The following is a 26,957-nucleotide window of genomic DNA, read 5'->3' on the forward strand; positions in this document are numbered from 1 at the left end:
ACGCGTTAACCGTTGTCTGCAGGATATTGCAAAACAGATGCCAATGTTCACAGACGCGGTATTAAGCCGTTTTCCACTTTGCGCGGGGCGGCTTCCCCCCACTAATTGCACCGCTGACAGGCAGCCTTTGCCCAACCATCGTGCATCTACTCCTTTGGAGTTATGGACCACAACGCCTTTACCGTCAGCAGCGCACGGGCGATTTCCACCATCCTCTGGTTCTTATCCATCGCCATTTTCCGCAACGTCTGCCAGGCCTGTTCTTCCTGCATTCCCTGATGATCCATCAGCACGCTTTTCGCTTTTTCAATCAGCTTGCGCTCTTCGAGCGTATCTTTTAGTGAGGCCAGTTGCCCGGAGAGCTGCTGGAGTTCGAAGGCCTGCTGGCGAACCAGCGGCAGCAGCTGTTTGTCGAGACGGCGCGCGATGCCGTCGTCCCCCTCTTCCTCCGGCCAGATGGCGGGCGGCGCTTCGCCGCTGAGCAGTTTATCGGCGACGCTCAATAGGTCGTCAATCAGCCGCTCTTCCAGACCGCGCATCTGCTCCAGACGCTGCGTTTGGGCGCAAAACCAACGCAACGCCGTCTCCCCCTCATCCGCCGGGGGCTGTCGGGTACAGGCGATCCGCCGCAGCTGCTCAATTTCCAGACTGGCCTGGCACTGGGTCATAAACAGCGTGGTCTGCGGCACCTCCGCCAGCGCCTGGAAACTGTCAAAACAGGGCTGCTGACCATCGATTCTGTCCACCAGCAGCTGACGAAGCTCATCGCTAAACTGACCGCGGGCAAAGCCGGATGCCCCCAGCGCGCGCTCCTGCCCCACCAGCTCTTTCCCCTGCATAAAGCTGTAGAGCGCCACCATGCGCCCGGCAATTTGCGGGTCGTCAATGCTGTCGTTGAGCTGCGGGACAATATTTAATAAGTGGCGGATAATGCGACTAAACTGGTTTGTCGCCTCTTCGGCGATGATAGCGCGGCCGCGCACGGCGTCGCGCAGCGTCAACAACTGTTCCAGATACCAGAGTGCGCTGGCAATCCGCCAGCACAGCGCGCCGCTGGCGCACTCCCGCACCGCTTCCAGCGCCTCGCGAAAGGCGATAAGCTGCTCATCCACCAGCGCCGAGCCCGCCCGGCACTCCGCGGCATAGAGCCGTCCAGCGGAGCAGAGCCAAAGGTTGGACGCGCCGCGTTCGCACTGTAGCATGTGTACCAGCGCGCTTATCCGGCTTGCCAACGTCCCCTGCTGCGCCAGCTGGCGTAGCTGCTCTTTTTGCAGCTGCCGCGCGCGATGAAACCACCTGTTGGCCTCAGGCGTGATGCCAGCCGTATTATTCATACCCCCTCCCGGGTCAACGCTTTATACTTTAACCACAAGCAATAACCGTGCCTTATACCAAGGAGTCCTTATGCAAAGTATTGTGATTATCGCCAACGGCGCCGCCTACGGTAGCGAATCGCTGTTCAATAGCCTGCGCCTGGCGATTGCCCTGCGTGAACAGCAGTCTGAACTCGATCTGAAGCTGTTTTTAATGTCTGACGCGGTGACGGCTGGCCTGCGAGGACAGAAGCCGGCGGAAGGCTATAACATTCAGCAAATGCTGGAGATCCTCACCGCCCAGAATGTCCCGGTGAAATTGTGCAAAACCTGCACCGATGGCCGCGGTATCACCGCGCTGCCGCTGATTGACGGCGTGGAGATTGGTACACTGGTGGAGCTGGCGCAGTGGACGCTGGCGGCCGATAAAATCCTGACCTTCTGAAGAAAGGGCCTCTGACGGGATTTAATATCACCGAGGCCGCGTTTGTTAATCGAAAAGATATGTCAGCTGAATGCTTTCAGGAAGAACATCATTTTTGTTTAATCTTTATCCCTTTTTTTGATCAAAATCAGCATTCGTCTGCCCCCCATTTGGTGTTATGCCATGAGTAAAGTGTGAACAATATCACGCGCGGGATTGAGCAGGCAGGATGCTGTAGACAGACAACAACGGGGTAGATAAATGGCAATGGTTAAAGCAAGTTTGATGTTGTTTGGCGGTGATACGCTGGTGGTTCGTTGTTCTGAACGCTGCCATATTCACCTGATGAGCGCGAAGGCTGCCGGCGACAGCCATGCGGATATTCTGAGCGTCCAGGATCGCGACAGCGCCTATCTGACCGTGCCGTATAACGGCACCTGGAACGTACTGATCGATAGCCACAGCCAGTCACTGGAGCACTCCATTAGCTACGTTCCCGCCTGATAGCACCTGCCCGGGATAGCCCGGGCATTTTTCAGGCCAGCCCCGGCTGGCTGTTCTCTCCCAGCAGCGTGCGTACTGTCCCGACAAGATCGTCAAGACAATCATCGTGCATACCGAGTTTGCGTAGTTCCTGATCCAGGGAGAACAGGTACTGGGCATTCGTGCCGAGCGGCCCGCTGGCTTTGGCGATCAGCGGCGCAATGACCTGGGCGCGGGTATCCGGTTCGAACAGCGGATGGCGAGGATCCATAATAAACACCAGCGCGTTCACCGTCCGCCCGTCATCGAGATCCAGCTTACACCAGGTCGGCATATAGCAACCGGTGATCATCTCCCGCTTCCACAGCAGCGTCAGCTCATCTTCCAGCGTCTCATCAGGGAGTCGATAGGCCACGCCGGTGGTACGCCCGCCCTCTTTCAGCGCCAGCATGCGCCCCGGCTGGCAGGCGCTGCCCCGCCCGGCGGTCAGCCGCAGGCAGAAGGCGCGATGCCAGCCCGGAAGCGTACCGGTACAGGTTTCGCGATACTCAAGAGCCGGGTTCCACATCAGCGAACCGTAGCCAAAAATCCATACTGAGCCGGCATCCGGACGACAGGCCAACGTTGCCGCCAGGGAAGCGGCCCGTTGCTCTGCCGACCAGAGAAGCGATTCCTCAATAGCACCAAACGCCGTCTTACAATCCGCATTGATTAAGAAATCACGTGTTAACACTGTCTACTACCTCCGCCACTGCCCGCTTCCCGGCGATTATCTGATGGCATCCGTGAAATATTGCCGAATTATTATCCAGCTTTCGCCGACAATAAGCAATGAACGACACGCTGGCAAGGCGCTGAGCAGCAGATGAGGCAGCAGGAGCGATTATTTTTTCTTATGCCACTTATCATCGTCCCCTTTTTGATAGTCATTCTTGACCGCAGCCCAGGCGACCTTATGCGCCGTCTCTTCACGGCTGGCGTCGTCCCGCCGGTCCGCTTTATGCTTATACTGCTCCCAGGCGCTATTAAACGCTTCTTTATAGATCTCCTGGGCATGGGCCGGCAACACGTGCTGGACGCTATCGGGTAACGCTTGTTTACTGCGATAAGGCATATGCACCTCCGAATGGTGGTGAAAATATAAGTCTGTGACGCTGATTGAGGGCTTTCAAGGCGAAGTATAAGCTATAAGCATTTTCAGTAATTATATGAATAATAAATACAAAATTGAAATAATGATAAGTTATGACAATTTCAGAGCATTAGTTAACAATAGCCGTAAATTTAAGTAAAAAAACAATTCAGATAGCAAAATGTCTGTTATTTTATCTACTTACGGTATCTATAATTATAACACCTGCATAAATGGAGATGGTTCATGACGCATGTACATGAGGCGGTGAAAACCCGCCACAAGGAGACATCGCTTGTTTTCCCGATTCTGGCGCTGGCGGTGCTTATCTTCTTCGGAAGTAGTCAGTCACTGCCAGCGGTCATTGGCATTAACATTCTGGCCTTAGTGGGCATTCTGTGTAGCGCATTCAGCGTTGTACGCCACGCGGACGTTCTCGCCCACCGCCTCGGCGAGCCGTACGGTTCGTTAATTTTAAGTCTTTCCGTGGTGATTCTTGAAGTCAGCCTGATTTCTGCCTTAATGGCAACCGGCGACGCGGCCCCGACGCTGATGCGCGATACGCTCTATTCAATCATTATGATTGTCACTGGCGGTCTGGTCGGCTTTTCTCTGCTGCTGGGCGGGCGTAAATTCGCCACCCAGTACATGAATTTGTTTGGTATCAAGCAGTATCTCATCGCCCTGTTCCCGCTGGCGATTATTGTGCTGGTCTTTCCGATGGCGCTACCGGGCGCGAATTTCAGCACCGGGCAGGCGCTGCTGGTAGCGCTGATTTCCGCTGCCATGTACGGCGTGTTTCTGTTGATTCAGACCAAAACCCACCAGAGCCTGTTTATTTATGAGCATGAAGACGACGGCGACGACGACGACCCGCATCACGGCAAACCGTCCGCCCACAGCAGCGCCTGGCACACCGCATGGCTGTTAATTCACCTGGTCGCCGTTATCGCGGTCACCAAGATGAATGCGAACCCGCTTGAGACGCTGCTGACCAGCATGAACGCGCCGGTGGCCTTTACCGGCTTCCTGGTCGCGCTGCTGATTCTCTCGCCGGAAGGGCTCGGCGCATTGAAAGCGGTACTCAACAATCAGGTGCAGCGCGCGATGAACCTGTTCTTCGGTTCGGTGCTGGCGACGATTTCGCTGACCGTGCCGGTGGTCACCTTAATCGCCTTCTTAACCGGCAATGAGCTGCAATTTGGTCTTGGCGCACCGGAAATGATTGTGATGGTCGCCTCGCTGCTGTTGTGCCAGATCTCCTTCTCTACCGGGCGCACCAATGTGCTGAACGGCGCCGCGCACCTGGCGCTCTTCGCCGCTTATCTGATGACCATTTTTGCCTGACCGCTCTCCCCCGGCGCCGTTGCGTCGGCCGGGGGAGCGTTGTTCACCGTTACTGGTGCATAAAAAAAGCCTGCCGGTTTTACAACGGGCAGGCTTTTCGCATTCAGGCGCGCTGAATTAGTTGCTGGTATCCAGCTCTTCAAAGTTCTTCACCAGATCGTCAATCGCTTTGATCTGCTTCAGGAACGGCTCCAGTTTAGCCAGCGGCAGCGCGGACGGGCCATCGCATTTCGCATGTTCCGGGTCCGGATGCGCTTCGAGGAACAGCCCTGCCAGGCCGGTTGCCATACCGGCACGCGCCAGCTCGGTCACCTGAGCACGACGACCGCTGGACGCAGCGCCAAACGGGTCGCGACACTGCAGCGCGTGGGTCACGTCGAAGATAACCGGCGAGTTGTTGGACACTTTCTTCATCACGCCAAAGCCCAGCATGTCGACAACCAGGTTGTCATAGCCGAAGTTCGCCCCGCGATCGCAGAGGATAACTTTGTCGTTACCGCCTTCGATAAACTTGTCGACGATGTTACCCATCTGGCCCGGGCTGACAAATTGCGGTTTCTTCACGTTGATCACCGCGCCGGTTTTCGCCATCGCTTCAACCAGATCGGTCTGGCGCGCCAGGAAAGCTGGCAGCTGGATAACGTCAACCACGTCAGCAACCGGCTGCGCCTGGCTTGCTTCATGAACGTCGGTGATGATTTTCACGCCGAAGGTCTGCTTCAGCTCCTGGAAAATTTTCATCCCTTCTTCCAGACCCGGCCCCCGATAGGAGTGAATGGAAGAACGGTTGGCTTTATCAAAAGAGGCTTTGAACACGTAAGGAATGCCCAGCTTCTGCGTGACGGTCACATAGTGTTCGCAGATGCGCATCGCGAGATCGCGGGATTCCAGCACGTTCATCCCACCAAACAGGACGAAAGGCAGGTCGTTTGCTACGTTGATATCACCAATGCTAACCACTTTTTGTTTCATAAGATCGCCTTATCAGGGTGTAACCGGATTCATTCCAGATTAGTGAAGAGTAATTTGTTTATGCGAAATGGTGTTAATTTGCGCGCGGATCATTTCGCTGATCGGGTCCTCCGGACACTGTTCGACGAAATAGCTCAAATCCAGCAGCGCAACATGATCGCAATCAAGCTGGGCGTAGATCAGCCCGCGGTCGCGAATCTCGTACGGATCTTCCGGATTAAACTGCAGCAGCGCTTCGCTGGCACGCAGGGCCAGCTCCATCTGCCGCTCTTCCATCAGCGCCGATTTTAAGGTGTCGAGCAGCTTGTGGATCACTTCGGCGTTATCCGCCTCGTCGAGATCCTCATTGAACAGCTCGGCAACCGGACTAATATTGCCCTTCAGCCAGACTTCCAGCGTGTGTTCGTTGAGCGTTTCACCGTTGAACGGGTTAATCAGCCACATCTCTTCGCTGGTTTCCGGGTCGGCGCGCAGCAGCAGCTGCGTCGGGAAGATAACCGGCACCAGCGGCAGCGACAGGCGCTGGGCAATCCACAGCACGATAGCCCCTAATGACGCCGCGCTCCCCTGACGATTAATCAGGACTTTGTCGATCCACAAAGCATCAGACAGCCGGTAAACGCCGTGGGAATCGCGAAAGCCCCACTCATGGTAGAACAGCTCCAGCAGCCGCTCCAGCTGACGCTCCTGATCCCAGGAGGAGGCAATTTCCTCCTGCGCCAGCCCCAGCAGCCGCTCCAGTTCATCCTGCACATAGTGCGTCGGAAAATCGTCGCGGATTAATTCAGAAATGAGGACCATGCCATCGCACAATGGCGCTTTATTAAATTCGAAATCAGCTAATGACCTCATGACTTACCCCAGTAACGGTGTTCTTGTAATGGCGAGTTGTATGATGATGAACAACACCACCAAAGCCAACAGAAAGGCAATAAACCGACTCTGTTGGCTGCGCGGGCGACGACGGCCCAGCGCGATAAAACCCAATGCGATGTAAATAATAACGCCAAACAGCTTTTCAGTCAGCCATGAGCCGTCTTCAGTGAAAGGCAGATAGTGCGTTATGGCCATTAATCCTGCGCCGCTCAGAAATAACAGCGTGTCGCTGCAGTGCGGCGCAATACGCACCCAGCGCTGGTTCAGCCGGGCATTGCCGCTGTAGGTCCACCAGTAGCGCAACGTAAATAAACTGACGGAAACCACCACACACGCTATATGCAGATACAGCACCGCGCTAAACAGATTCATATGCCAGCTTTCTCCATGCCGGAAAACCGCCCTGTCGTCAGGCGGTCATTATCGCCGTAGTCACGGCAGGTCGTCACATCGTGGTAACCCGCTTCACGGAACAGCGCCCGTACCGCGTCCCCCTGCTTCCAGCCGTGTTCCAGCAGCATCAGTCCGTCGGGCGTCAGGAAACGGCGTCCTTCCCGGATGATATGCGCGAGGTCGGCCAGACCGTTATCGGCGGCAACCAGCGCCGTTTTTGGCTCAAAACGAACATCGCCCTGCTCAAGATGCGGATCGGCTTCGTCGATATAGGGCGGGTTGCTGACAATCATGGCGAACCGCTGCCCGGCCAGCGCGCTGAACCAGTGGCTTTGCAGCACGCTGACGTTAGTGATGGCAAGGCGCTCAGCGTTACGCGCGGCTAATGCCGCCGCATCGGGCATGAAATCCACCGCCGTTACCTGACAGTCCGGGCGTTCACTGGCTAACGCCAGGGCGATCGCGCCGGTGCCGGTACCTAAATCCAGAATCCGGCACGGCGTAGCCGGCAGCCGCGCCAGCGCCTGCTCGACGAGGCATTCGGTATCCGGGCGCGGAATAAGCGTTGCGGGGGAAACCAGCAGCGGCAACGACCAGAACTCACGCTCGCCCACCAGGTGGGCTATCGGCTCGCCGCGCTGGCGGCGGCTCAGCAGCGTCTCCAGCTGCGCCTGCTGTTCCCCGGTCAGCACCGTTTCACCGAAGGCGAGAAGCCAGGTCCGCGCCCGGCCGGTCACGTGCCCTAACAGGATCTCGGCGTCGCGTCGCGGGCTTTCACTCGCGCTCAGTCGGGCAATCGCCTGCGCCAGCCACTGTTGAAAGGTCATCATTCCTGCTCGGAAAGCGCGGCCAGCTGATCGGCCTGATATTCCTGCACAATCGGCTCAATCAGCATATCCAGTTTCCCTTCCATCGCTTCGTCCAGACGATAGAGGGTCAGGTTGATGCGGTGGTCGGTCACGCGGCCCTGCGGGAAGTTATAGGTGCGGTTACGATCGCTGCGATCGCCGCTGCCCAGCAGGTTACGCCGGGTTGAGGCTTCCGCCTGCTGACGCTTAGCGATTTCCGCGGCGCGAATACGCGCACCGAGTACCGACAGCGCTTTGGCTTTGTTTTTGTGCTGCGAACGCTCGTCCTGGCACTCCACCACTATCCCGGTCGGTAGGTGGGTAATACGGATCGCCGAATCGGTGGTGTTAACGTGCTGACCGCCGGCCCCGGAGGAGCGGAAAGTATCAATCCGCAAATCGCCGGGGTTAATATCCGGCATTTCGGCTTCCGGCAGCTCCGGCATCACCGCCACGGTACAGGCGGAGGTGTGAATACGGCCCTGGGATTCGGTGGCCGGCACGCGCTGTACGCGATGACCGCCGGACTCAAATTTCAGACGGCCATACACGCCATCGCCGCTGATTTTGGCAATCACCTCTTTATAACCGCCATGTTCGCCTTCGTTGGCGCTCATGATCTCCACGCGCCAGCGGCGGGATTCGGCGTAACGGCTGTACATCCGGAACAGATCGCCGGCAAACAGCGCCGCTTCATCACCGCCGGTACCGGCGCGGACTTCGACAAAGGCGTTGCGTTCATCATCCGGATCCTTCGGCAGCAGCAGCACCTGCAGCTGTTGCTCCATCTCTTCGCTTTTCGCTTTCGCGTCGCGCAGTTCTTCCTGCGCCATTTCGCGCATTTCCGCATCGTCGAGCATCATCTGCGCAGTTTCGATATCGTCCTGCACCTGGCGCCATTCGGTATAGCAGCGCGCCACGTCGCTCAGCTGCGCATATTCCCGCGACAGCGCGCGGAATCGATCCTGATCGGCGATGGTCGCAGCATCACCCAGCAGCGCCTGAACTTCCTCATGGCGTTCGTACAGAGCTTCCAGTTTGGCAACAATAGAAGGCTTCATAGGCGTGAATTCACCCTGTCCTGAAAAAAGAGAAATGTGCGCTATTCCAGCCCGAGGCTGTTGCGCAGAATATGCAGGCGTTCATCATCCCCGTCACGGGCTGCCTGCTGAAGAGATTTGGTTGGTGCGTGGATCAGGCGATTGGTCAGCTTGCGCGCCAGATCCTGCATGATTTCCTGCGCATCGCCGCCCTGCTCCAGCGCAGCCAGCGCTTTCGCCGTCAGCTCCTCACGGACCTGCTCGGACTGGGAACGATATTCGCGGATAGTCTCGCTGGCGCTCTGGGCTCGCAGCCAGGCCATAAATTCGCTGGTTTCCTGCTCGACGATCGTTTCCGCCTGTACCGCCGCGGCTTTACGCTGCGCCAGGTTATGCTGAATGATGTTTTGCAGATCGTCTACGCTGTACAGATAGGCGTTCGCCAGCTTACCCACTTCGGGTTCGACATCGCGAGGCACCGCGATATCAACCAGCAGCATCGGCTGATTACGCCGCGCCTTCAGCGCACGCTCCACCATCCCCTTACCGATAATCGGCAGCGGGCTGGCGGTCGAACTGATGATGATGTCGGCCTCTTTTAGTCGCTCGTCGATATCGCTCAGGGCGATAACCTCCGCACCGACTTCCTCGGCCAGAGCCTGCGCACGCTCGCGGGTACGGTTAGCAATCACCATATTGCGCACGTTGTGTTCACGCAGATGACGCGCCACCAGTTCGATGGTTTCCCCGGCACCGACCAGCAGCACCGTCACGCTTGAAAGGGATTCGAAGATTTGTCGCGCCAGCGTACAGGCGGCGAAAGCCACGGAGACCGCGCTGGCGCCGATATCGGTTTCGGTGCGCACGCGTTTTGCCACCGAGAACGACTTCTGGAACATCCGCTCCAGTTCGCTGACGTTGAGGTGACCGCGGCTGGAATCGGCGAAGGCTTTTTTCACCTGTCCCAGAATCTGTGGTTCGCCAAGCACCAGCGAATCAAGACCGCTGGCGACGCGCATCAGATGGCTGACCGCATCATTATCCTGATGCCAGTACAGACTTTTACGCAGGTCTTCTTCATTAAGATGGTGGTAATCACACAGCCAGCGGATGAGCGCTTCCTGCAGATTATCCTGTTCCTCAACGCTGAGATACAGCTCCGTACGGTTACAGGTCGACAGCACCACACCGCCCTGCACCATTGGCTGAGCCAGCAAGCTCTCCAGCGCCTTATCGAGCGTGTCCGGCGAAAACGTTACGCGTTCTCGCAGCGCGACCGGGGCTGTTTTGTGATTAATGCCAAGAGCTAAAAGGGTCATTGTGAGGGAGTAGTACCAGCGTTGCTAAGGTTAGTCTGAGCGCATCATACAGGATGCGCGGAATCAATAAAAGAGACGCTCCCCTTTTGGAGTAATAGGCATCGGGCTTAAAAGCCATTAACGGTAATTTTTTGATTTCAGACAATTTGAACGTAGACGCTATCGCCGGGCAACGCTAGCATTAAGGGTTATAATTGTAACCCGCTACACAAATCGTGTGCGTACCGACCCGTCGCCGGATTTCACTGTAGACATCAAGGATTTGTCATCATTATGAATCGACTGCTCCGCCTGTTACCGCTGGCAAGCCTGGTCCTGACCGCCTGTACACTCAACGCCCCGAAAGGCCCTGGCAAAAGCCCTGACTCTCCTCAGTGGCGTCAGCACCAGCAGGATGTCCGCAATCTGAGCCAATACCAGACCCGCGGTGCCTTCGCTTACCTCTCTGATGAACAAAAAGTATACGCTCGCTTCTTCTGGCAGCAAACCGGCCAGGATCGCTATCGCCTGCTGCTGACCAACCCGTTAGGCAGCACCGAACTGTCGCTGACCGCCCAGCCGGGCAGCGTGACGCTGATCGATAACAAGGGCCAGACCTATACGGCGACCGATGCCGAAGAGATGATTGGCCGCCTGACCGGAATGCCGATTCCGCTAAACAGCCTGCGCCAGTGGATCGTCGGCCTGCCGGGCGACGCCACCGACTACTCGCTGGACGATAAATACCGCCTGAGCGAACTGAACTATACGCAGAACGGCAAAACCTGGCACGTCACCTACGGCGGCTATACCAGCGATACTCAGCCATCGCTGCCGGCCAACATGGAGCTGAACAACGGCAGTCAGCGTATCAAGCTGAAAATGGATAACTGGATTGTGAAATGATGACCCGCTGGCCCTCTCCTGCAAAGCTGAACCTGTTTTTGTACATCACTGGACAGCGTGCCGATGGTTATCACACCCTGCAGACGTTGTTTCAGTTCCTTGATTATGGCGACACCTTAACTATCGAACCGCGTCATGACAGTGTGCTGCGCCTGCTGACGCCGGTTGCCGGCGTACCCGATGAAGAGAATCTGATTATTCGCGCCGCAAGGCTGCTGATGCAGGCGGCGACGGCATCCGGACAGCTTCCCGCCGGTAGCGGCGCCGATATCAGCATCGACAAACGCCTGCCAATGGGCGGCGGTCTGGGCGGCGGTTCATCCAACGCCGCGACGGTGCTGGTGGCGCTGAATCATCTGTGGGGCTGTGGCTTGTCGGAAGAGGAGCTGGCGACGCTGGGGCTGAGTCTTGGCGCCGATGTGCCGGTATTCGTGCGCGGCCACGCCGCCTTTGCCGAAGGCATTGGCGAGATTCTGACGCCGGTCGAACCGCCAGAAAAGTGGTACCTGGTCGCTCATCCTGGGGTCAGTATTCCGACGCCGATCATTTTCCGTGACCCCGAGCTACCACGAAATACCCCGGTCAGGTCAATAAGTACGTTACTAAAATGTGAATTTCGCAATGATTGCGAGGTTATCGCAAGAAAACGTTTTCGCGAGGTTGATGCGGCGCTTTCCTGGCTGTTAGAATATGCGCCGTCGCGCCTGACTGGCACAGGAGCCTGTGTCTTTGCTGAATTTGACACCGAATCTGCCGCTCGTCAGGTGCTGGAGCAAGCCCCGGAATGGCTACAAGGCTTTGTAGCGCGAGGAGTTAATATCTCCCCGCTCAAGCTAGCCCTACCCAGGTAGTTCTGCTTTTGCACGAATTACCTTAGTACGCCGGGCAAATTGAGTAACGGTGACAACGTCACCCTGTTCCAGACGTTGCATCGTTCTCTTTAAATACACCGCCTGGATAGAAGAGTGCCGCCCGCACGGTTTCTGGCGCTTTTCATCCACCACTGGACGCATGCCTGAGGTTCTTCTCGTGCCTGATATGAAGCTTTTTGCTGGTAACGCCACCCCGGAACTAGCACAACGTATTGCCAACCGCCTGTACACTTCTCTTGGCGACGCCGCTGTAGGTCGTTTTAGCGACGGCGAAGTCAGCGTACAAATCAATGAAAACGTACGCGGTGGTGATATTTTCATCATCCAGTCCACTTGTGCTCCCACCAACGACAACCTGATGGAACTGGTTGTTATGGTTGATGCTCTGCGTCGCGCTTCGGCGGGTCGTATCACCGCTGTTATCCCTTATTTCGGCTATGCTCGTCAGGACCGTCGTGTGCGTTCTGCGCGTGTGCCGATTACCGCGAAAGTGGTTGCCGATTTCCTGTCCAGCGTTGGCGTTGACCGCGTACTGACCGTTGACCTGCATGCAGAACAGATCCAGGGCTTCTTCGACGTTCCGGTTGATAACGTATTCGGCAGCCCTATTCTGCTGGAAGATATGCTGCAGCTGAACCTGGATAACCCGATCGTGGTTTCTCCGGACATCGGTGGCGTGGTGCGTGCGCGCGCTATCGCCAAACTGCTGAACGATACCGATATGGCTATCATCGACAAACGCCGTCCGCGCGCTAACGTTTCTCAGGTGATGCACATCATCGGTGACGTTGCCGGCCGCGACTGCGTTATGGTTGACGATATGATCGATACCGGCGGCACGCTGTGTAAAGCAGCTGAAGCGCTGAAAGAACGTGGTGCGAAACGCGTATTTGCTTACGCCACTCACCCGATCTTCTCCGGCAATGCTATCCAGAACATTAAAAACTCTGTGATTGATGAATTCGTCGTCTGCGATACTATTCCGCTGGCGCCGGAAATCAAAGCGCTGGAAAAAGTACGTACGCTGACGCTGTCTGGCATGCTGGCAGAAGCGATTCGTCGTATCAGCAACGAAGAATCTATCTCTGCTATGTTCGAACACTAATCGAGCCCGGCCAAAAAACCCGCTGCGGCGGGTTTTTTTGTCTCTGAATCCAATTTGTATGACTAATGCCTCCTTCACCTGCCATTTAGTTGACAGATGATGCGCCCATGGATGAAACATTATTGTGAACAGATTATTTTCCTCACATGTGATGCCTTTCCGCGCCCTCATCGATGCTTGCTGGAAAGAAAAATACACGCTGTCCCGTTTCACCCGCGATCTGATCGCCGGGATCACGGTCGGGATTATTGCTATTCCTCTGGCAATGGCGTTGGCTATTGGCAGCGGTGTCGCGCCGCAGTATGGACTTTATACTGCCGCCGTCGCCGGGATTATTATCGCCCTGACCGGCGGCTCGCGCTTTAGCGTATCCGGGCCAACCGCCGCCTTTGTGGTCATCCTCTATCCGGTGTCACAGCAGTTTGGCCTGGCCGGACTGCTGGTGGCGACGTTGATGTCCGGGGTCTTTTTAATTCTTTTCGGCCTCGCCCGCTTTGGCCGCTTAATTGAATATATCCCGCTGTCCGTTACCCTCGGGTTTACCTCCGGTATTGGTATCACTATCGGTACCATGCAGATAAAAGATTTTCTTGGTCTGCAGATGGCGCACGTTCCCGAGCACTATCTGCAGAAGGTCTCCGCCCTGGTCATGGCGCTGCCGACGGCCAATCCCGGCGATGCGGCGATTGGCGTAGTCACCCTTGGCACGCTGATCCTTTGGCCGCGTCTGGGGATCCGCCTGCCCGGCCACCTGCCTGCGCTGCTGGCAGGCTGTGCGGTGATGGCGATCGTCAATCTTATGGGCGGCCACGTCGCGACCATCGGCTCTCAGTTCCACTATATTCTGGCTGACGGTAGCCAGGGTAACGGGATCCCGCAGCTGCTGCCGCAGCTGGTGCTGCCGTGGGATATGCCAGGCTCCGACTTTACGCTCAGCTGGGCGTCACTGCAGGCGCTGCTGCCGGCGGCCTTCTCGATGGCGATGCTCGGCGCGATTGAATCACTGCTGTGTGCGGTGGTGCTCGACGGGATGACCGGCACTAAGCACAAAGCCAACAGCGAACTGATAGGTCAGGGTCTCGGCAATATCATCGCCCCTTTCTTTGGCGGGATTACCGCCACCGCCGCCATTGCCCGTTCAGCGGCTAACGTCCGCGCCGGCGCAACATCGCCGGTGTCCGCCGTTATCCATGCGCTGCTGGTCATTATGGCGCTGCTGGTGCTGGCGCCGCTGCTCTCCTGGCTTCCGCTGTCTGCGATGGCGGCGCTGCTGCTGATGGTGGCGTGGAATATGAGCGAGGCGCACAAGGTGGTGAATTTGCTGCGCTACGCGCCGAAGGACGACATCTTGGTGATGCTGATGTGCATGTCGCTGACCGTACTGTTTGATATGGTCATCGCTATCAGCGTCGGTATCGTACTGGCCTCGCTGCTGTTCATGCGCCGCATTGCGCGCATGACCCATCTGGCGCCGGTTAACGTTGATGTGCCCGACGATGTGCTGGTCCTGCGGGTTATCGGCCCCCTCTTCTTTGCCGCTGCCGAAGGGCTGTTTAACGATCTGGAAACGCGGATTGCAGGGAAGCGGATCGTGGTTCTGAAATGGGATGCGGTGCCGGTACTGGATGCCGGCGGGCTGGATGCCTTCCAGCGCTTCGTCAACAAACTGCCGGAAGGCTGTGAACTGCGCGTCTCTAATCTCGAGTTTCAGCCGCTGCGCACGCTGGCACGGGCGGGCGTTCAGCCGATTCCGGGGCGCCTGAGCTTCTATCCCGACCGTGCTGCCGCTCTGGCAGACATTTAACTATCGTGACGCGGGCGCATGCGCCTGCGTCATCATCACGCCAGTTGCCTGCCAGAGCCAGCCAGACTTCTCCGGCGTCATCCAGGTCCCTTTCATCAGGTGCGGTTCGCGCTCCATCGCAAAGCGGCATTTTTGCTCAGTTTGTTCATAGTCAGGTAGCGTGCGGACGGTCATTCCGGCACGTCTCGCCGGTTCACCCACCTGATTAACATCACTGCGCCTGTTGTTCGACCATAGCGCCACTCCGCCGCCTGACGTTTCGTCAGGGTTAAGTGTTAAAGAGAAGGTATTGTATGGTGGAGGTGCAGCCCGGGCCGCAAACGCGTTGAGCCGAAGAAAAGAGGCGACGCGAAAGTAAAACAGCCAGCTACCGGGAAGGCAGCTGGCTGCAAATGAATACGTTATGCAAGCGCACCCGCCGTGAGACGGCCGGCGCGGTGAACTGGCTTAGCTATGGCGGTGCTGATCGCGGCGGCAGCGTTTATCGTAATGGCGGACCCACCAGTATTTGTCGCAAACCTGTTCATGCCCGCCAACGCGCGCTCCTGCGAGCCAGAGAACGGCGCCGACAAAAATACTTAAAATCGCGCCATGAGCGAAGAACTGCGGCAGGTCAAGCTGCGGAAGCTGGTTTAAAATAGAGTAACCAACGCCAACAACCATGACGACCAATCCTAAACCCATCAGTACATTACCGAGTAACGAAGCGTTTCTGCGTTTCATATGTCACCTCCGGAACCTTGGGTTACCTGGGAATATCCCCAAAACTTATAGGTATAGTATAGACAATGGGGATAAGGTTGATTGCGTCGGCGATCACATTAGTTAATATCAAATCAACAAAAACTTACAAATAACTTACTGAACAACATCAAATTCTAATGGTTCATAAGGGTAATTATCTCTTTCCCCGCCGTTGAGGCGGCAGAATTTTGTCAACCGCCTCGGCAAACAGTACACTACGCGCCAGAGAACGACCCAAGCAGGATAGAAAAGTGACGATAAAACTGATTGTCGGCCTGGCAAACCCCGGCGCAGAATACGCGGCGACCCGGCACAATGCTGGTGCCTGGTACGTAGATTTACTGGCTGACCGCCATCGCGCCCCGCTGCGCGAAGAGAGCAAATTCTTCGGTTACACCTCGCGGATTAACCTTGCCGGCGAAGATGTCCGCCTGTTGGTCCCGACCACCTTTATGAATCTCAGCGGCAAAGCCGTGGCGGCGATCGCCACCTTCTACCGCATTAATCCGGATGAGATTCTGGTGGCGCACGATGAGCTGGATCTGCCGCCCGGGGTGGCAAAATTTAAGCTCGGTGGCGGCCACGGCGGCCACAACGGTCTGAAAGATATCATCAGCAAGCTCGGTAATAACCCCAACTTTCATCGCTTACGTGTCGGAATTGGCCATCCGGGCGATAAAAACAAGGTTGTCGGCTTTGTGCTGGGTAAACCTCCGGCGAGCGAACAGAAACTGATTGATGAAGCCGTTGACGAAGCGGCGCGTTGCACCGAGGTGTGGCTGAAAGAAGGTCTCACCAAAGCGACCAACCGTTTACACGCTTTTAAAGCGCAATAACCGGTCGACGTGCGGAATTTTTGCCGCGCACGGTGTATAATAGCCAAAGCTATTTACTTTTCTGCAATCTGTTCACTGTAACAGGTTGATTATCCAAAGATTAAGGTGATTTAAATCATGGGATTCAAATGCGGTATCGTCGGTTTGCCCAACGTCGGCAAATCCACCCTGTTCAATGCGCTCACCAAAGCGGGTATTGAAGCGGCCAACTTCCCCTTCTGTACCATTGAGCCGAACACCGGTGTCGTGCCGATGCCCGATCCGCGTCTGGACAAGCTGGCTGAAATCGTCAAACCACAGCGCATTCTGCCGACCACCATGGAATTCGTCGACATCGCGGGCCTGGTGAAAGGCGCGTCCAAAGGCGAAGGTCTGGGTAACCAGTTCCTGACCAACATCCGTGAAACCGAAGCTATCGGTCACGTGGTGCGCTGCTTCGAGAACGACAACATCATCCACGTGAATAACAAAGTGGATCCGGCAGACGACATCGATGTGATCAACACCGAGCTGGCGCTTTCCGACCTCGATACCTGCGAACGTGCGATTCACCGCGTACAGAAGAAAGCGAAAGGCGGCGATAAAGACGCGAAAGCTGAGCTGGCGGCGCTGGAAAAATGCCTGCCGCAGCTGGAAAATGCCGGCATGCTGCGCGCGCTGAAAAACCTGACCGAAGAAGACAAGGCCGCCATCAAATACCTGAGCTTCCTGACGCTGAAGCCGACCATGTACATCGCTAACGTGAACGAAGACGGTTTTGAGAATAACCCGTACCTCGATAAAGTTCGCGAGATCGCCGCAGCTGAAGGCTCCGTAGTGGTCGCCGTGTGCGCTGCTGTCGAGTCTGATATCGCTGAACTGGACGATGCCGACCGCGATGAGTTCATGGCCGAGCTGGGTCTTGAAGAGCCGGGCCTGAACCGCGTGATCCGTGCCGGTTACGAACTGCTGAACCTGCAGACCTACTTTACCGCTGGCGTCAAAGAAGTTCGCGCGTGGACTATCCCTGTTGGCGCGACCGCTCCGCAGGCGGCAGGCAAAATCCACACCGACTTCGAAAAAGGCTTTATCCGTGCCCAGACCATCGCCTATGAAGACTTTATCGCTTACAAAGGTGAGCAAGGGGCAAAAGAAGCCGGTAAGATGCGCGCCGAAGGGAAAGACTACATCGTTAAAGATGGCGACGTTATGAACTTCCTGTTCAACGTCTAAATAAAATTTGTCGTCTCATGAGGTTTCATTGAATCTCATGAAGATTAACAAACCTTATAAAATCCACGCAAATGCGTGGATTTTTCATTTCACAGAGTCTCAATTCATCTCGTAACAACGCAGTCAAAAATGAGTAATTGGATGAGTAAAACATTATTCCATCTTTATTTTAGGTGAGTTTGTAAGCACACCCGTTTTAGTTCCACACATTTTTTGAGATTTCCGGGTTTTGAGCCATCAGCCGGTACTCGTCCGGCGTCAGGTTATTCAGGGACTCACGGGGGCGCTCATTGTTATATTCAGCCAGCGCTCTGTAATTCCCCGCGCTTCATTCAGCATTCTGAACAGATAAAAATCCAGTATTTCTGTCTGGTACGTCCGGTTGAACCGTTCGATAAAGGCATTCTGCGTTGGCTTACCAGGCCTGATAAAGTCCAGCATCACCCCGCGTTCTCCCGACCATTGTGCCAGGGCCAGCGACACCAGTTCCGGTCCGTTATCCATCCGCATCTTCAGCGGATATCCACGGTTTACCGCTATCCTTGCGAGCACCCGTTCCCCCCGTTCGGGATACTCAGGTCGATTTCTATCACCAGCGCTTCACGATTAAAATCATCCACCACATTGAAGGTCCGAAAGCGCCTGCCGCAGACCAGCGCATCGCGCATAAAATCGATAGACCAACTTTGGTTTAACGCTTCTGGCGTGGCCAGTGGTGCTGGGTTACGCACCGGCAAACGCGGCTTTCCTTTACGACGAAAATTCAGCTTTAACAGGCAGTAAATTCGATGGACACGATTATGGTTCCAGACTGTGCCCTACCTGCGAAGCACCTGAAACAGCTTCTTGAAACCATATCGCGGATAACGTTCTACCAGCTCAGTCAGTGCCAGGATCACCAGTTCATCCCGGCGGGTGTCAGGCTAGTAAAGGTACGCGCTCCTGCTCAGCGATAACATCCTGCATGCCTGGCGTAAGCTTATGGAAAATTGCGCCGTCAGATAGCTGACATGCTCACGCTTTATCGCCGGTTTTAAAGCATTTTTCAATAACGTCTTTTAGGGCGCGGCATTCCAGACTCAAGTCGGCAAACATTTGTTTGAACCGACGGTTCTCGTCTTCCAGCTCCTTGAGCTTTTTAATATCAGCCGCTTCCATCCCACCATATTTCGCCTTCCAAGCTGGCTGGCCTAGCGGCAGACATCTTTGACGGTCCGGCCTGCTTCGACGGACTTCAGTACAGTGATGATCTGGTGCTCAGTAAATCGGGCTTTGCGCATGGTGATCTCCTTAAAGGACATATTCAGTATGTCTGAAGATCTCTAAAAGTGAATAGTCCGATTAAGCGGAATACTTACATATTCAATCAAGCCCCCCTGATATTATTGTCAACACTCAGAGTTGGAGCTCACTATTCCAATAATAATAACAATATAGTAACACTGAGCAATATTCTATTAAACATGTACCTTGATGAAAAATCTCTTTACAGCATCAGAAAGCGCGATTGCTTTCGCAACCACGCTTTTAATGATTGATATAAATTTTCGTATAGAAGTGCTAAGCAGAAACTATATTTATAGAATAGTAGTTATTTTCGCATCTGTAACAATTTATCGGCATTATCAGTAGTAACTTCAGTCCATGGGATTTCATACATTTTTGACTGACCATCATTCCATTTCAGGGTTTCACTATACTGGGACCAAACAGGAGACTGCGGCTTGTAATCTTTACCTTTAACAGCACGTAGAGCGACATCAATTGCCCCCTGCATCTGTGCCCGACCATCCTGCAAAATAGACATCATCTCACCATTTTTCACCAAACGAAGCGCATCAGAGACACCATCTACGCCAGCAATTGCAAAATCTTTAACATTCAGACCAGAACCTTTAATGGCTTCAATCGCTCCCAGAGCCATTTCATCGTTTTGACCAATGACTCCATTGATTTTACCCCGATGTTTTTGTAACCAGTTCTCCATCAGGGGCATAGCTTCAGCCCTTGACCAGTTTGCAGTCTTACGCTCAAGAACGGTGATTTTTCCTGGGCCGCACTCCTTAATTGCCTGATCGTTCCCCTGACCACGTTGAATTTGACCTGAAATACCAATCGGTCCTTCAAGGATCACCACATTGCCCTGGCAATGCATTTTGTTCAGGACAGCCTTCGCTTCAAGATACCCTCCCTTAATGTCATCCGAAACTACTTCGCTGGTTGCTTTATCAGTATTTAAACGAGAGTTAGTCACTACTACAGGAATACCGGCTTCGTTGGCCATCGTGACAACATCTACATTAGCTTCAAAATCGGCAGGGTTGACAATAATGGCATCATAATGGGTACGAATAGCTGTTTCTGCCTGGTTATTTTGAACCATAGGATCGTAACGCCCATCAAAAACAGTTACCGTGGCATCTCCACTCTTAATCGCAGGATGATCCTGTGCAGCTTTTTCCATTAACTGAACAAACTCTGCTTTCATGCCATACATCAATACAGCAATTTTTACTGGTGCAGCCTGAACCGCTGTCGCGGGAAGAGATAAAGCCAGAATGGTCGCAAGCAGGTTTAACTTCATCGAATTTTTCATTTCAACTCCTCGTAGGGTATTAGTGTTATTCACTTAAGTAAAAAATAAATTTCCAAAACTCACTCACGGGTTTGCTTACGGGACGGATCGAGCATGACAGCGAATACAATCAGGGCACCTTTAATAATTTGCTGGTAATAAGACTGAACACCGAGCAAATCAAGACCATTATTCATCACGCCGATAATCAATACTCCAAATAATGTTCCTCGCAATGTCCCGATCCCGCCAGCCATACTCGTACCACCAATCACTACAGCAGCAATTGCATCCAGCTCATAGGAAGCCCCTGCGCCAGTTTGTGCAGAGCCGGTTCGCGCTGTTAAAATAAGACCAGCAATAGCAGCCAATGCACCGCATAGTGTGTATACAACAACTTTTATTCGCAGCACATTAATACCGGATGTGCGTGCACTTTTCTCATTACCACCTACTGCGTAAACATAACGGCCAAAGGTCATCTTATTCAGAACAAACCATGCAATGAAAAACAGGGCCAAGAAAATCAACACGGGTACAGGGATACCAAGTACGTAACCATTTCCTAGCCAGCGAAAATCATTATTCAGCTGAGAAACTGGGTTTCCATCTGTGGTTAATAATGTAAGTCCGCGAGCGGCAGACAACATTCCCATTGTCACAATGAATGGCTGCAACCGATATTTACCTAAAACAATGCCATTAAGGAATCCACATGCAAGGCCAATTCCTACCGCAACCGCAACAGGCATTAACAATGACCAGTTGCTTCCTCCTATTGCCATCGATGAACTCGATGTTGCAAACCGCGCGGCAACAATTCCTGCTAACCCCAACACGGACCCCACAGATAAATCAACTCCCGCAGTAATAATAACGAAAGTCATACCAATAGCTAAAATTCCATTAATAGATATCTGACGGAGCACTATCAATGTATTTTCGCGAGACAAAAAGTAGTTTTCCCCCCAGGTACCATTCGCAACAGCCCACTCACCACCAAGGGCAATAACTAAGCACAAACCTATAAATGCAAAAATAATCCCGTATTGATTAATCATTTTTTTAAAACTATCGGCATGCAGGAAGGCCTGCATGGAGGATATATAGATATTCATACATGCTCCGGAAAAGGAATGTTAATTGGGTTTACAGCTAAACAGCCAGTGACATTAATTTCGCCTGAGTGGCATCACTACGTAATATTTCCCCCATGATCTTTCCTTTATTGAACACAATAATTCTGTCACTCATACCAATGATCTCAGGGAGTTCAGATGAAACCATAACAATTCCTTTTCCTTTCAATGCAAACTCTGACATAAAGCGATAAATTTCTTTTTTCGCACCGACATCAATGCCGCGCGTTGGTTCATCCAACAATAATACCTCGGGATCAAGCAATGCCCAGCGTCCCAGCACCACCTTCTGCTGATTTCCACCACTCAAATTTACAACGAGCTGCTCGTGCCCGGGGGTTCTAATATTAAAAGCACGGATCATATCACCAGACCGCCATCGCCATTTCCGGTCATTAACGACCTTCAACCTACTAATTAAATCCAGTGATGATATATTTACATTCTCTGCTATTGAGCTACTTAACACCAAACCTGTTTCTTTTCGATCTTCAGTTACATAAGCAATACCGGCTTCAATCGACTCAGCGGGCGAGTGGTGATGGAGTACTTTATCACCAATACGAATACTTCCACTGTCAGCATGCTCAATGCCAAAAATAAGGTCCAGCAATTCACTTCGCCCTGCCCCTACCAAGCCATAGATACCTAATATCTCGCCCCGCTTTAATGATAAACTGACATTGTTAACGCGCTTCCTCCAGTTTAGCCCTTTAACCTGAAACATTACTTCATCGGTAGGCTCATTATATTTAGCAAACTCACCATTAATTTCCCCCCCGATGATTTGCTCAATAAGTTGGTCACGAGTAATATTTTTAATTTCCCCTTCACCAATATAGCCGCCATCCCGAAACACGGTATAGGAATCTGCAATCTGAAATATTTCTGACAATCTATGAGAGACATAAATAATACCTTTCCCCAACGATGCTAATTTATTAATTGCCTGAAATAGTTTTTGCGCATCCTCTTCGCCAAGTGCCGATGTTGGTTCATCCATAATGATGATCTCGGCATTTTTATGTGAAAGAGCTTTAGCGATTTCTACAAGTTGCTGCTCTGCAACACTTAAATGAAGCATTTTTGATCTTGGTGATATTGAAAAACCTAATTCCTGTAATAAGCTTTCTGCTCTTTGGTTCAGTTTCTGGAAATCAACCATACCCAATCTAGTTGGTTCGGAACCAAGAAAAATATTCTCTGCTACGGTAAGATCCTTTATACCACTCAACTCCTGTTGAACAATGACTATCCCCGCGGCCAGAGCCTGACGGGGGTTATCAAATTCACAACGCTGACCGTTAACAAAAATATCGCCTTCATCAGGGCGTATAAATCCCATAAGAAGACTAAGAAAAGTTGATTTTCCCGCACCATTACTACCGCACAGAGCATGAACAGAACCCCGCTTAAGACAAAACTCGGCATTCTTCAGTGCAATCACATCACCAAACTTCTTCCTGAGACCTGTCACTTCTAACAAGTATTCAGGGGTTTTTACTGACGACGTATTCGGATGCATAACCTGCCTCAAATGATCACATACAACACATAAGAACAGTACTTCACAGATAACACTTCATCCACAGCATTACGCCAAAACCGTTACAGCGATCAAACAAAATATCTATTATAAAGATCCATTAAAGTAACACAAACAGTAAAGCTACAAAAAATATTATTATTTATCATAATATTAAGTTAAAACGCATTGTTTAAACAACAAGCAATCATAAAAAAACCACACCGTTTCTCACTTTTAAACTTTTACAGTAGATAATCAAATTTTTGTAAGACAGTGTCTTTCAAATGATTATCATTAGAATCATTAATGATCATTTGTTCATTTCTCGTTTTCTATGTTGAGCGTTATGAACACATATCGCTTACCGGGGGTTATATAGGCAACTTAGACATGGCATAGAGCAGTTCTCAGTAATCCGGTGTTATATGCCGCCATGCCAGAACGGTATCGGGAGTGCAATTTTATTGTATTAATGAAATATATATTTCAATAATTTTGATTTATTCAAAATGAATTAAGCAATACTTCATAATCGTAGTAACGATTGATGAGGTTATCATTTTCAATTAATTTCTTGTTGGGGAAATTAGAGTGCGCATAATCATACCGCCAGCACAAAAAGATAGATAGAGAAAACATGCATTTCTGAACATTGTATTTTTAAGAGGATCTAAACAATGATAATAGCTATTAACAAAAGCTTTTTAGCAACTCCAGAAATTCTGGTGGCAAGCGATAACTACAGGCTGATCGCCCCGTCACCCTATATTGTGTGGAACTTGACAGAATATTTATTTTGACCAAGCAGTTTAAATATTTACGACATAATACTCTGGACAAGGTAGTACCGGAAGCCCCATCATCTGTAGAGAACTCCTTATCCGAACATGAGTCAACCCAAATAGCGATAATTCGCAACGTTTCAGGAGTAATGCCTTTTGGTAACATTCGTTTATTAACACACTCCCCGGAGACAAAATGCAACAATTTGCCTACATCCAATTGCCCATAATTTTGTTGAGTATGTATAAATTTCTTTTTCTCACGTAAATTATTGAGGGCTTCTTCAAATCGAGGGAACTTGAAAGGTTTTAATCAGATAATCCACGATGCCATAATACATTGCCGACTGAATAGTTGCTGCATCTGAAGCCGAGGAAAAAAATAACCGAATCGCCACAGGTTTAACAGACACCTCAGAGTCATTTAAGATGACTTAAAGAGAGGTGCCATGAGCGGTAAACGTTATCCCAAAGAGTTTAAAATTGAAGCGGTAAAACAGGTTGTTGAGCCTGGCCATTCTGTTTCCAGCGTCGCAACACGTCTCGATATTACTACCCACAGTCTTTACGCCTGGATAAAGAAGTACGGGCCGGAGTCATCCACCAATAAAGAGCAGTCAGATGCTCAGGCCGAGATCCGCCGACTCCAGAAGGAGCTGAAGCGGGTTACTGACGAACGGGACATATTAAAAAAAGCCGCGGCGTACTTCGCAAAGCTGTCCGACTGAGGTACGCCTTTATCCGTGACAACAATCGCTGCTGGCCTGTCCGCCTGCTCTGCCAGGTGCTGGATGTGCATCGAGTGGGTTTTACGCCAGGCTTCAGCAGCCACATTCACGACGGTATCATGCTGACCTGAAGCTGACGGGGCATATCAAGCAGTTCTGGCTGGAATCGGGCTGTGTTTATGGCTATCGCAAGATCTATCTCGATCTGCGGGATACCGGGCAACAATGCGGTGTAAATAAAGTCTGGCGGTTGATGCAGCGTGTGGCGATAAAGTCTCAGGTCGGATACCGAAGTCCACGGGCGCGTAAAGGTGAAGCCAGTATTGTGACGCCCAACAAGCTCCAGCGGCAGTTCAACCCGGAAGCACCGGATGAACGCTGGGTAACAGACATAACCTATATAAGAACCCACGAAGGCTGGCTGTATCTTGCCGTGGTCGTTGATCTGTTTTCGCGCAAAATTATCGGCTGGTCAATGCAACCCCGAATGACAAAAGATATTGTCCTGAATGCGCTTCTGATGGCCGTATGGCGACGTAATCCTCAAAAACAGGTACTGGTTCATTCTGATCAGGGTAGTCAGTACACAAGTTATGAATGGCAGTCGTTCCTGAAATCGCACGGACTGGAGGGCAGTATGAGCCGTCGCGGTCACTGTCATGACAACGCGGTTGCAGAAAGCTTTTTCCCGCTACTGAAGCGTGAACGGATAAAGAAAAAGATCTACGGAACGAGAGACGAAGCCAGAAGCGATATTTTTGATTACATAGAAATGTTTTATAACAGTAGGCGTCGGCATGGCTCGAGCGAGCAGATGCCACCGGCTGAATATGAAAACCTATATTATCAACCACTCAGAAGTCTCTAGATTATCCGTAGCGATTCAAACGTCAATATTTTGTCTAGATTCTCGGATCAGCAGAAGTAATGATAGTCCATTGCCCCAACATATATATCAAGAAGAACTAAGTCAATTTTCTGTGCATATTCATTAATAATACTCTCTGCTTTTGCCAACGCCCGTGCAACATCAGTGCAGGTAAACCTGCCCTTGACTTGGTTCATATATGTTTTATTTAACTCAGAAATCATTGCGTGATCATCAACAATTAATACATTAATCACATACGTTCCTCATCACCAACTCTTGAACTTATGGTTAATAGTGCACTTGGTCATATTGAATATATTGCTATATGAAACAACAATAATAACACCCCCTACCTGGATATCCCCCCTATCAAATCCAAGTCATTTAAGCCCCAGGCGAAATGGCAATTATCCATAGGACAGGGTTATTTTAATAGCATAGCAATAGGGGGAGCCCCCTATTGCTATCAGTAAATATGCAAATTTCTTATTCTAAGACTACCGGACGATTAATTTAATTTCAGAATAAAGTATAAGCATCTGTACAATCCATAATATTTACAACAATGCCTTAGCTTTCTCAATTACATTTGTGACGGTGAAACCATACAATTCAAAAAGCTGCTCTGCCGGCGCAGACTCACCGAAGGTGGTCATGCCAACGATAGCGCCGTTCAGGCCCACGTATTTGAACCAGTAGTCGGCGATGCCGGCTTCGACGGCCACGCGAGCAGAGACCGCTTTCGGCAACACCGATTCACGGTACGCCGCGTCCTGCTTGTCGAACGCGTCGGTGGACGGCATGGAGACCACGCGCGCCTTCACCCCTTCGGCCGTCAGTTTATCCCACGCGGCAACCGCCAGTTCGACTTCAGAACCGGTGGCGATGAAGATAAGCTCCGGCTGCGAGCCGGCGCAGTCTTTTAGCACGTAGCCACCGCGGGCGATGTTCGCCAGCTGCTCTGCAGTACGATCCTGCTGTGCCAGGTTCTGACGGGAGAGGATCAGCGCGGTCGGGCCGTCATGACGCTCAACGCCGTATTTCCACGCCACCGCCGATTCCACCTGGTCACACGGACGCCATGTGGACATGTTCGGGGTCACGCGCAGGGACGCCACCTGCTCTACCGGCTGGTGCGTCGGGCCATCTTCGCCCAGGCCGATGGAGTCGTGGGTGTAGACCATCACCTGACGTTGTTTCATCAGCGCCGCCATACGCACCGCGTTACGCGCATATTCCACGAACATCAGGAAGGTGGAGGTGTACGGCAGGAAACCACCGTGCAGAGAGATCCCGTTGGCGATCGCGGTCATACCGAATTCACGCACGCCGTAATGGATATAGTTACCGGCGGTGTCTTCATTAATCGCTTTAGAACCAGACCACAGGGTCAGGTTGGATGGCGCCAGGTCAGCGGAGCCGCCGAGGAATTCCGGCAGCCACGGGCCAAACGCTTCAATCGCATTCTGCGACGCTTTACGGCTGGCGATTTTCGCCGGGTTAGCCTGCAGCTTCGCAATAAACTCGTTCGCTTTGGCGTCGAAGTCTGCCGGCATTTCGCCCTTCATACGACGGGTGAATTCAGCGGCTTCCTGCGGGAAGGCTTTGGCATACGCGGCGAGCTTCTCGTTCCAGGCCGCTTCTTTCGCCTGACCGGCTTCTTTGGCATCCCACTGCGCATAGATATCAGACGGGATGTCGAAGGCCGGGTGTTTCCAGCCCAGGGCTT

General features: G+C 52.5%; 24 protein-coding genes and 3 pseudogenes. 10 read left to right on the plus strand and 17 right to left on the minus strand.

Annotated features, from left to right (window positions below; all coding sequences use genetic code 11):
• Window positions 1–146: 146 nt before the first annotated feature.
• The gene (nasR, locus tag BV390_RS14445) at window positions 147–1,334 is read right to left on the minus strand and encodes a nitrate regulatory protein NasR (protein WP_046852283.1); all 1,188 of its coding nucleotides are present in this window, start codon (window positions 1,332–1,334) and stop codon (window positions 147–149) included.
• Between the two features lie 70 nt (window positions 1,335–1,404).
• On the opposite strand from nasR, the gene BV390_RS14450 reads away from it, so the two are divergent.
• Together BV390_RS14450 and BV390_RS14455 are read left to right on the plus strand one after the other, a co-directional pair.
• The gene (locus BV390_RS14450; protein WP_032687103.1) at window positions 1,405–1,758 is read left to right on the plus strand and encodes a DsrE/DsrF/TusD sulfur relay family protein; all 354 of its coding nucleotides are present in this window, start codon (window positions 1,405–1,407) and stop codon (window positions 1,756–1,758) included.
• A gap of 240 nt (window positions 1,759–1,998) precedes the next feature.
• Window positions 1,999–2,241, plus strand: coding sequence for a DUF1883 domain-containing protein (locus tag BV390_RS14455; protein WP_004863495.1), 243 nt, complete (start codon window positions 1,999–2,001; stop codon window positions 2,239–2,241).
• Window positions 2,242–2,272: 31 nt separating this feature from the next.
• Here BV390_RS14455 and BV390_RS14460 read toward each other — a convergent pair whose 3' ends face one another.
• Both BV390_RS14460 and chaB read right to left on the minus strand, forming a co-directional pair.
• Complete coding sequence (locus BV390_RS14460; protein ID WP_032697400.1) at window positions 2,273–2,953, minus strand: gamma-glutamylcyclotransferase; 681 nt, start codon at window positions 2,951–2,953, stop codon at window positions 2,273–2,275.
• Window positions 2,954–3,103: 150 nt separating this feature from the next.
• The gene (gene chaB, locus BV390_RS14465) at window positions 3,104–3,334 is read right to left on the minus strand and encodes a putative cation transport regulator ChaB (RefSeq protein WP_032697401.1); all 231 of its coding nucleotides are present in this window, start codon (window positions 3,332–3,334) and stop codon (window positions 3,104–3,106) included.
• A gap of 264 nt (window positions 3,335–3,598) precedes the next feature.
• Between chaB and chaA the strand changes: the two genes are divergently transcribed.
• Window positions 3,599–4,699: a sodium-potassium/proton antiporter ChaA gene (gene chaA, locus BV390_RS14470; protein WP_032697402.1), complete on the plus strand. Its 1,101-nt coding sequence runs from the start codon at window positions 3,599–3,601 to the stop codon at window positions 4,697–4,699.
• A 117-nt stretch (window positions 4,700–4,816) separates the two neighbouring features.
• On the opposite strand, the gene kdsA is transcribed toward chaA, so the two are convergent.
• From kdsA to hemA, 6 genes are read right to left on the minus strand one after another with little or no spacing between them, the layout of a single operon-like run.
• The gene (gene kdsA / locus BV390_RS14475; protein WP_004863512.1) at window positions 4,817–5,671 is read right to left on the minus strand and encodes a 3-deoxy-8-phosphooctulonate synthase; all 855 of its coding nucleotides are present in this window, start codon (window positions 5,669–5,671) and stop codon (window positions 4,817–4,819) included.
• 39 nt (window positions 5,672–5,710) lie between these two features.
• Window positions 5,711–6,523, minus strand: a complete 813-nt coding sequence (gene sirB1 / locus BV390_RS14480) for an invasion regulator SirB1 (RefSeq protein WP_032687101.1) — start codon at window positions 6,521–6,523, stop codon at window positions 5,711–5,713.
• 3 nt (window positions 6,524–6,526) lie between these two features.
• Entirely contained in the window at window positions 6,527–6,919 is a 393-nt protein-coding gene (sirB2, locus tag BV390_RS14485; RefSeq protein WP_004863518.1) for an invasion regulator SirB2, read from the minus strand.
• Entirely contained in the window at window positions 6,916–7,767 is an 852-nt protein-coding gene (prmC, locus tag BV390_RS14490; protein WP_046852282.1) for a peptide chain release factor N(5)-glutamine methyltransferase, read from the minus strand. The genes sirB2 and prmC overlap by 4 nt, the downstream gene beginning before the upstream one ends.
• Window positions 7,767–8,849, minus strand: coding sequence for a peptide chain release factor 1 (prfA, locus tag BV390_RS14495; protein WP_004863527.1), 1,083 nt, complete (start codon window positions 8,847–8,849; stop codon window positions 7,767–7,769). Before prfA ends, prmC begins: the two co-directional genes overlap by 1 nt.
• 41 nt (window positions 8,850–8,890) lie before the next feature.
• Window positions 8,891–10,147: a glutamyl-tRNA reductase gene (gene hemA / locus BV390_RS14500; RefSeq protein ID WP_004863529.1), complete on the minus strand. Its 1,257-nt coding sequence runs from the start codon at window positions 10,145–10,147 to the stop codon at window positions 8,891–8,893.
• A gap of 273 nt (window positions 10,148–10,420) precedes the next feature.
• On the opposite strand from hemA, the gene lolB reads away from it, so the two are divergent.
• The 4 genes from lolB (at window position 10,421) to dauA (ending at window position 14,813) form a co-directional block, all read left to right on the plus strand.
• Window positions 10,421–11,032 carry a lipoprotein insertase outer membrane protein LolB gene (lolB, locus tag BV390_RS14505; RefSeq protein ID WP_032687099.1) on the plus strand — a complete coding sequence of 204 codons (612 nt, stop codon included), beginning with the start codon at window positions 10,421–10,423 and terminating at the stop codon, window positions 11,030–11,032.
• The gene (ispE, locus tag BV390_RS14510) at window positions 11,032–11,883 is read left to right on the plus strand and encodes a 4-(cytidine 5'-diphospho)-2-C-methyl-D-erythritol kinase (RefSeq protein WP_168185420.1); all 852 of its coding nucleotides are present in this window, start codon (window positions 11,032–11,034) and stop codon (window positions 11,881–11,883) included. Before lolB ends, ispE begins: the two co-directional genes overlap by 1 nt.
• Before the next feature lie 178 nt (window positions 11,884–12,061).
• The gene (prs, locus tag BV390_RS14520; RefSeq protein WP_004863536.1) at window positions 12,062–13,009 is read left to right on the plus strand and encodes a ribose-phosphate diphosphokinase; all 948 of its coding nucleotides are present in this window, start codon (window positions 12,062–12,064) and stop codon (window positions 13,007–13,009) included.
• A gap of 124 nt (window positions 13,010–13,133) precedes the next feature.
• Window positions 13,134–14,813: a C4-dicarboxylic acid transporter DauA gene (gene dauA / locus BV390_RS14525; RefSeq protein ID WP_085397057.1), complete on the plus strand. Its 1,680-nt coding sequence runs from the start codon at window positions 13,134–13,136 to the stop codon at window positions 14,811–14,813.
• Here dauA and BV390_RS30700 read toward each other — a convergent pair.
• Both BV390_RS30700 and ychH read right to left on the minus strand, forming a co-directional pair.
• Window positions 14,814–14,957 (minus strand): annotated as a pseudogene (locus BV390_RS30700) (MerR family transcriptional regulator); the annotation flags it as partial. It lies immediately after the preceding gene.
• A 303-nt stretch (window positions 14,958–15,260) separates the two neighbouring features.
• Entirely contained in the window at window positions 15,261–15,536 is a 276-nt protein-coding gene (gene ychH, locus BV390_RS14530) for a stress-induced protein YchH (RefSeq protein ID WP_032687095.1), read from the minus strand.
• Window positions 15,537–15,808: 272 nt separating this feature from the next.
• Between ychH and pth the strand changes: the two genes are divergently transcribed.
• Complete coding sequence (gene pth, locus BV390_RS14535; RefSeq protein ID WP_004863551.1) at window positions 15,809–16,393, plus strand: aminoacyl-tRNA hydrolase; 585 nt, start codon at window positions 15,809–15,811, stop codon at window positions 16,391–16,393.
• 117 nt (window positions 16,394–16,510) lie between these two features.
• Window positions 16,511–17,605: a redox-regulated ATPase YchF gene (gene ychF, locus BV390_RS14540; RefSeq protein ID WP_032697407.1), complete on the plus strand. Its 1,095-nt coding sequence runs from the start codon at window positions 16,511–16,513 to the stop codon at window positions 17,603–17,605.
• 196 nt (window positions 17,606–17,801) lie between these two features.
• Here ychF and BV390_RS31500 read toward each other — a convergent pair.
• The 4 genes and pseudogenes from BV390_RS31500 to BV390_RS14560 form a co-directional block, all read right to left on the minus strand.
• Window positions 17,802–18,885: pseudogene (locus BV390_RS31500) on the minus strand (IS3 family transposase).
• 311 nt (window positions 18,886–19,196) lie between these two features.
• A complete protein-coding gene (locus BV390_RS14550; RefSeq protein ID WP_369804322.1) occupies window positions 19,197–20,189 on the minus strand; it encodes a substrate-binding domain-containing protein in 993 nt (330 codons plus the stop codon).
• A 71-nt stretch (window positions 20,190–20,260) separates the two neighbouring features.
• The gene (locus tag BV390_RS14555) at window positions 20,261–21,277 is read right to left on the minus strand and encodes an ABC transporter permease (RefSeq protein ID WP_046852333.1); all 1,017 of its coding nucleotides are present in this window, start codon (window positions 21,275–21,277) and stop codon (window positions 20,261–20,263) included.
• 58 nt (window positions 21,278–21,335) lie between these two features.
• Window positions 21,336–22,844, minus strand: coding sequence for a sugar ABC transporter ATP-binding protein (locus tag BV390_RS14560; protein ID WP_046852277.1), 1,509 nt, complete (start codon window positions 22,842–22,844; stop codon window positions 21,336–21,338).
• A 1,234-nt stretch (window positions 22,845–24,078) separates the two neighbouring features.
• Here BV390_RS14560 and BV390_RS14565 point away from each other — a divergent pair.
• Window positions 24,079–25,225 (plus strand): annotated as a pseudogene (locus BV390_RS14565) (IS3 family transposase).
• Between the two features lie 47 nt (window positions 25,226–25,272).
• Here the strand turns inward: BV390_RS14565 and BV390_RS30705 are convergent.
• Both BV390_RS30705 and BV390_RS14575 read right to left on the minus strand, forming a co-directional pair.
• Complete coding sequence (locus tag BV390_RS30705) at window positions 25,273–25,482, minus strand: response regulator (RefSeq protein ID WP_046852274.1); 210 nt, start codon at window positions 25,480–25,482, stop codon at window positions 25,273–25,275.
• A 303-nt stretch (window positions 25,483–25,785) separates the two neighbouring features.
• A partial coding sequence (locus BV390_RS14575) for a transketolase-like TK C-terminal-containing protein (RefSeq protein ID WP_304442490.1) occupies window positions 25,786–26,957 on the minus strand: 1,172 nt, incomplete at its 5' end.

The organism is Klebsiella sp. YJ (assembly GCF_002108615.1).
In the GTDB taxonomy this organism is placed as follows: Bacteria; Pseudomonadota; Gammaproteobacteria; order Enterobacterales; family Enterobacteriaceae; genus Klebsiella; species Klebsiella planticola.

What these genes read in the sequence shown, in the direction of transcription:
- nasR (WP_046852283.1), bottom strand. Translation starts at nt 1,334, where the DNA reads ATGAATAATACGGCTGGCATCACGCCTGAGGCCAACAGGTGGTTTCAT.
- BV390_RS14450 (WP_032687103.1), top strand. Translation starts at nt 1,405, where the DNA reads ATGCAAAGTATTGTGATTATCGCCAACGGCGCCGCCTACGGTAGCGAA.
- BV390_RS14455 (WP_004863495.1), top strand. Translation starts at nt 1,999, where the DNA reads ATGGCAATGGTTAAAGCAAGTTTGATGTTGTTTGGCGGTGATACGCTG.
- chaB (WP_032697401.1), bottom strand. Translation starts at nt 3,334, where the DNA reads ATGCCTTATCGCAGTAAACAAGCGTTACCCGATAGCGTCCAGCACGTG.
- chaA (WP_032697402.1), top strand. Translation starts at nt 3,599, where the DNA reads ATGACGCATGTACATGAGGCGGTGAAAACCCGCCACAAGGAGACATCG.
- kdsA (WP_004863512.1), bottom strand. Translation starts at nt 5,671, where the DNA reads ATGAAACAAAAAGTGGTTAGCATTGGTGATATCAACGTAGCAAACGAC.
- sirB1 (WP_032687101.1), bottom strand. Translation starts at nt 6,523, where the DNA reads ATGAGGTCATTAGCTGATTTCGAATTTAATAAAGCGCCATTGTGCGAT.
- sirB2 (WP_004863518.1), bottom strand. Translation starts at nt 6,919, where the DNA reads ATGAATCTGTTTAGCGCGGTGCTGTATCTGCATATAGCGTGTGTGGTG.
- prmC (WP_046852282.1), bottom strand. Translation starts at nt 7,767, where the DNA reads ATGACCTTTCAACAGTGGCTGGCGCAGGCGATTGCCCGACTGAGCGCG.
- prfA (WP_004863527.1), bottom strand. Translation starts at nt 8,849, where the DNA reads ATGAAGCCTTCTATTGTTGCCAAACTGGAAGCTCTGTACGAACGCCAT.
- hemA (WP_004863529.1), bottom strand. Translation starts at nt 10,147, where the DNA reads ATGACCCTTTTAGCTCTTGGCATTAATCACAAAACAGCCCCGGTCGCG.
- lolB (WP_032687099.1), top strand. Translation starts at nt 10,421, where the DNA reads ATGAATCGACTGCTCCGCCTGTTACCGCTGGCAAGCCTGGTCCTGACC.
- ispE (WP_168185420.1), top strand. Translation starts at nt 11,032, where the DNA reads ATGACCCGCTGGCCCTCTCCTGCAAAGCTGAACCTGTTTTTGTACATC.
- ychH (WP_032687095.1), bottom strand. Translation starts at nt 15,536, where the DNA reads ATGAAACGCAGAAACGCTTCGTTACTCGGTAATGTACTGATGGGTTTA.
- ychF (WP_032697407.1), top strand. Translation starts at nt 16,511, where the DNA reads ATGGGATTCAAATGCGGTATCGTCGGTTTGCCCAACGTCGGCAAATCC.
- BV390_RS14550 (WP_369804322.1), bottom strand. Translation starts at nt 20,189, where the DNA reads ATGAAGTTAAACCTGCTTGCGACCATTCTGGCTTTATCTCTTCCCGCG.
- BV390_RS14555 (WP_046852333.1), bottom strand. Translation starts at nt 21,277, where the DNA reads ATGCAGGCCTTCCTGCATGCCGATAGTTTTAAAAAAATGATTAATCAA.
- BV390_RS14560 (WP_046852277.1), bottom strand. Translation starts at nt 22,844, where the DNA reads ATGCATCCGAATACGTCGTCAGTAAAAACCCCTGAATACTTGTTAGAA.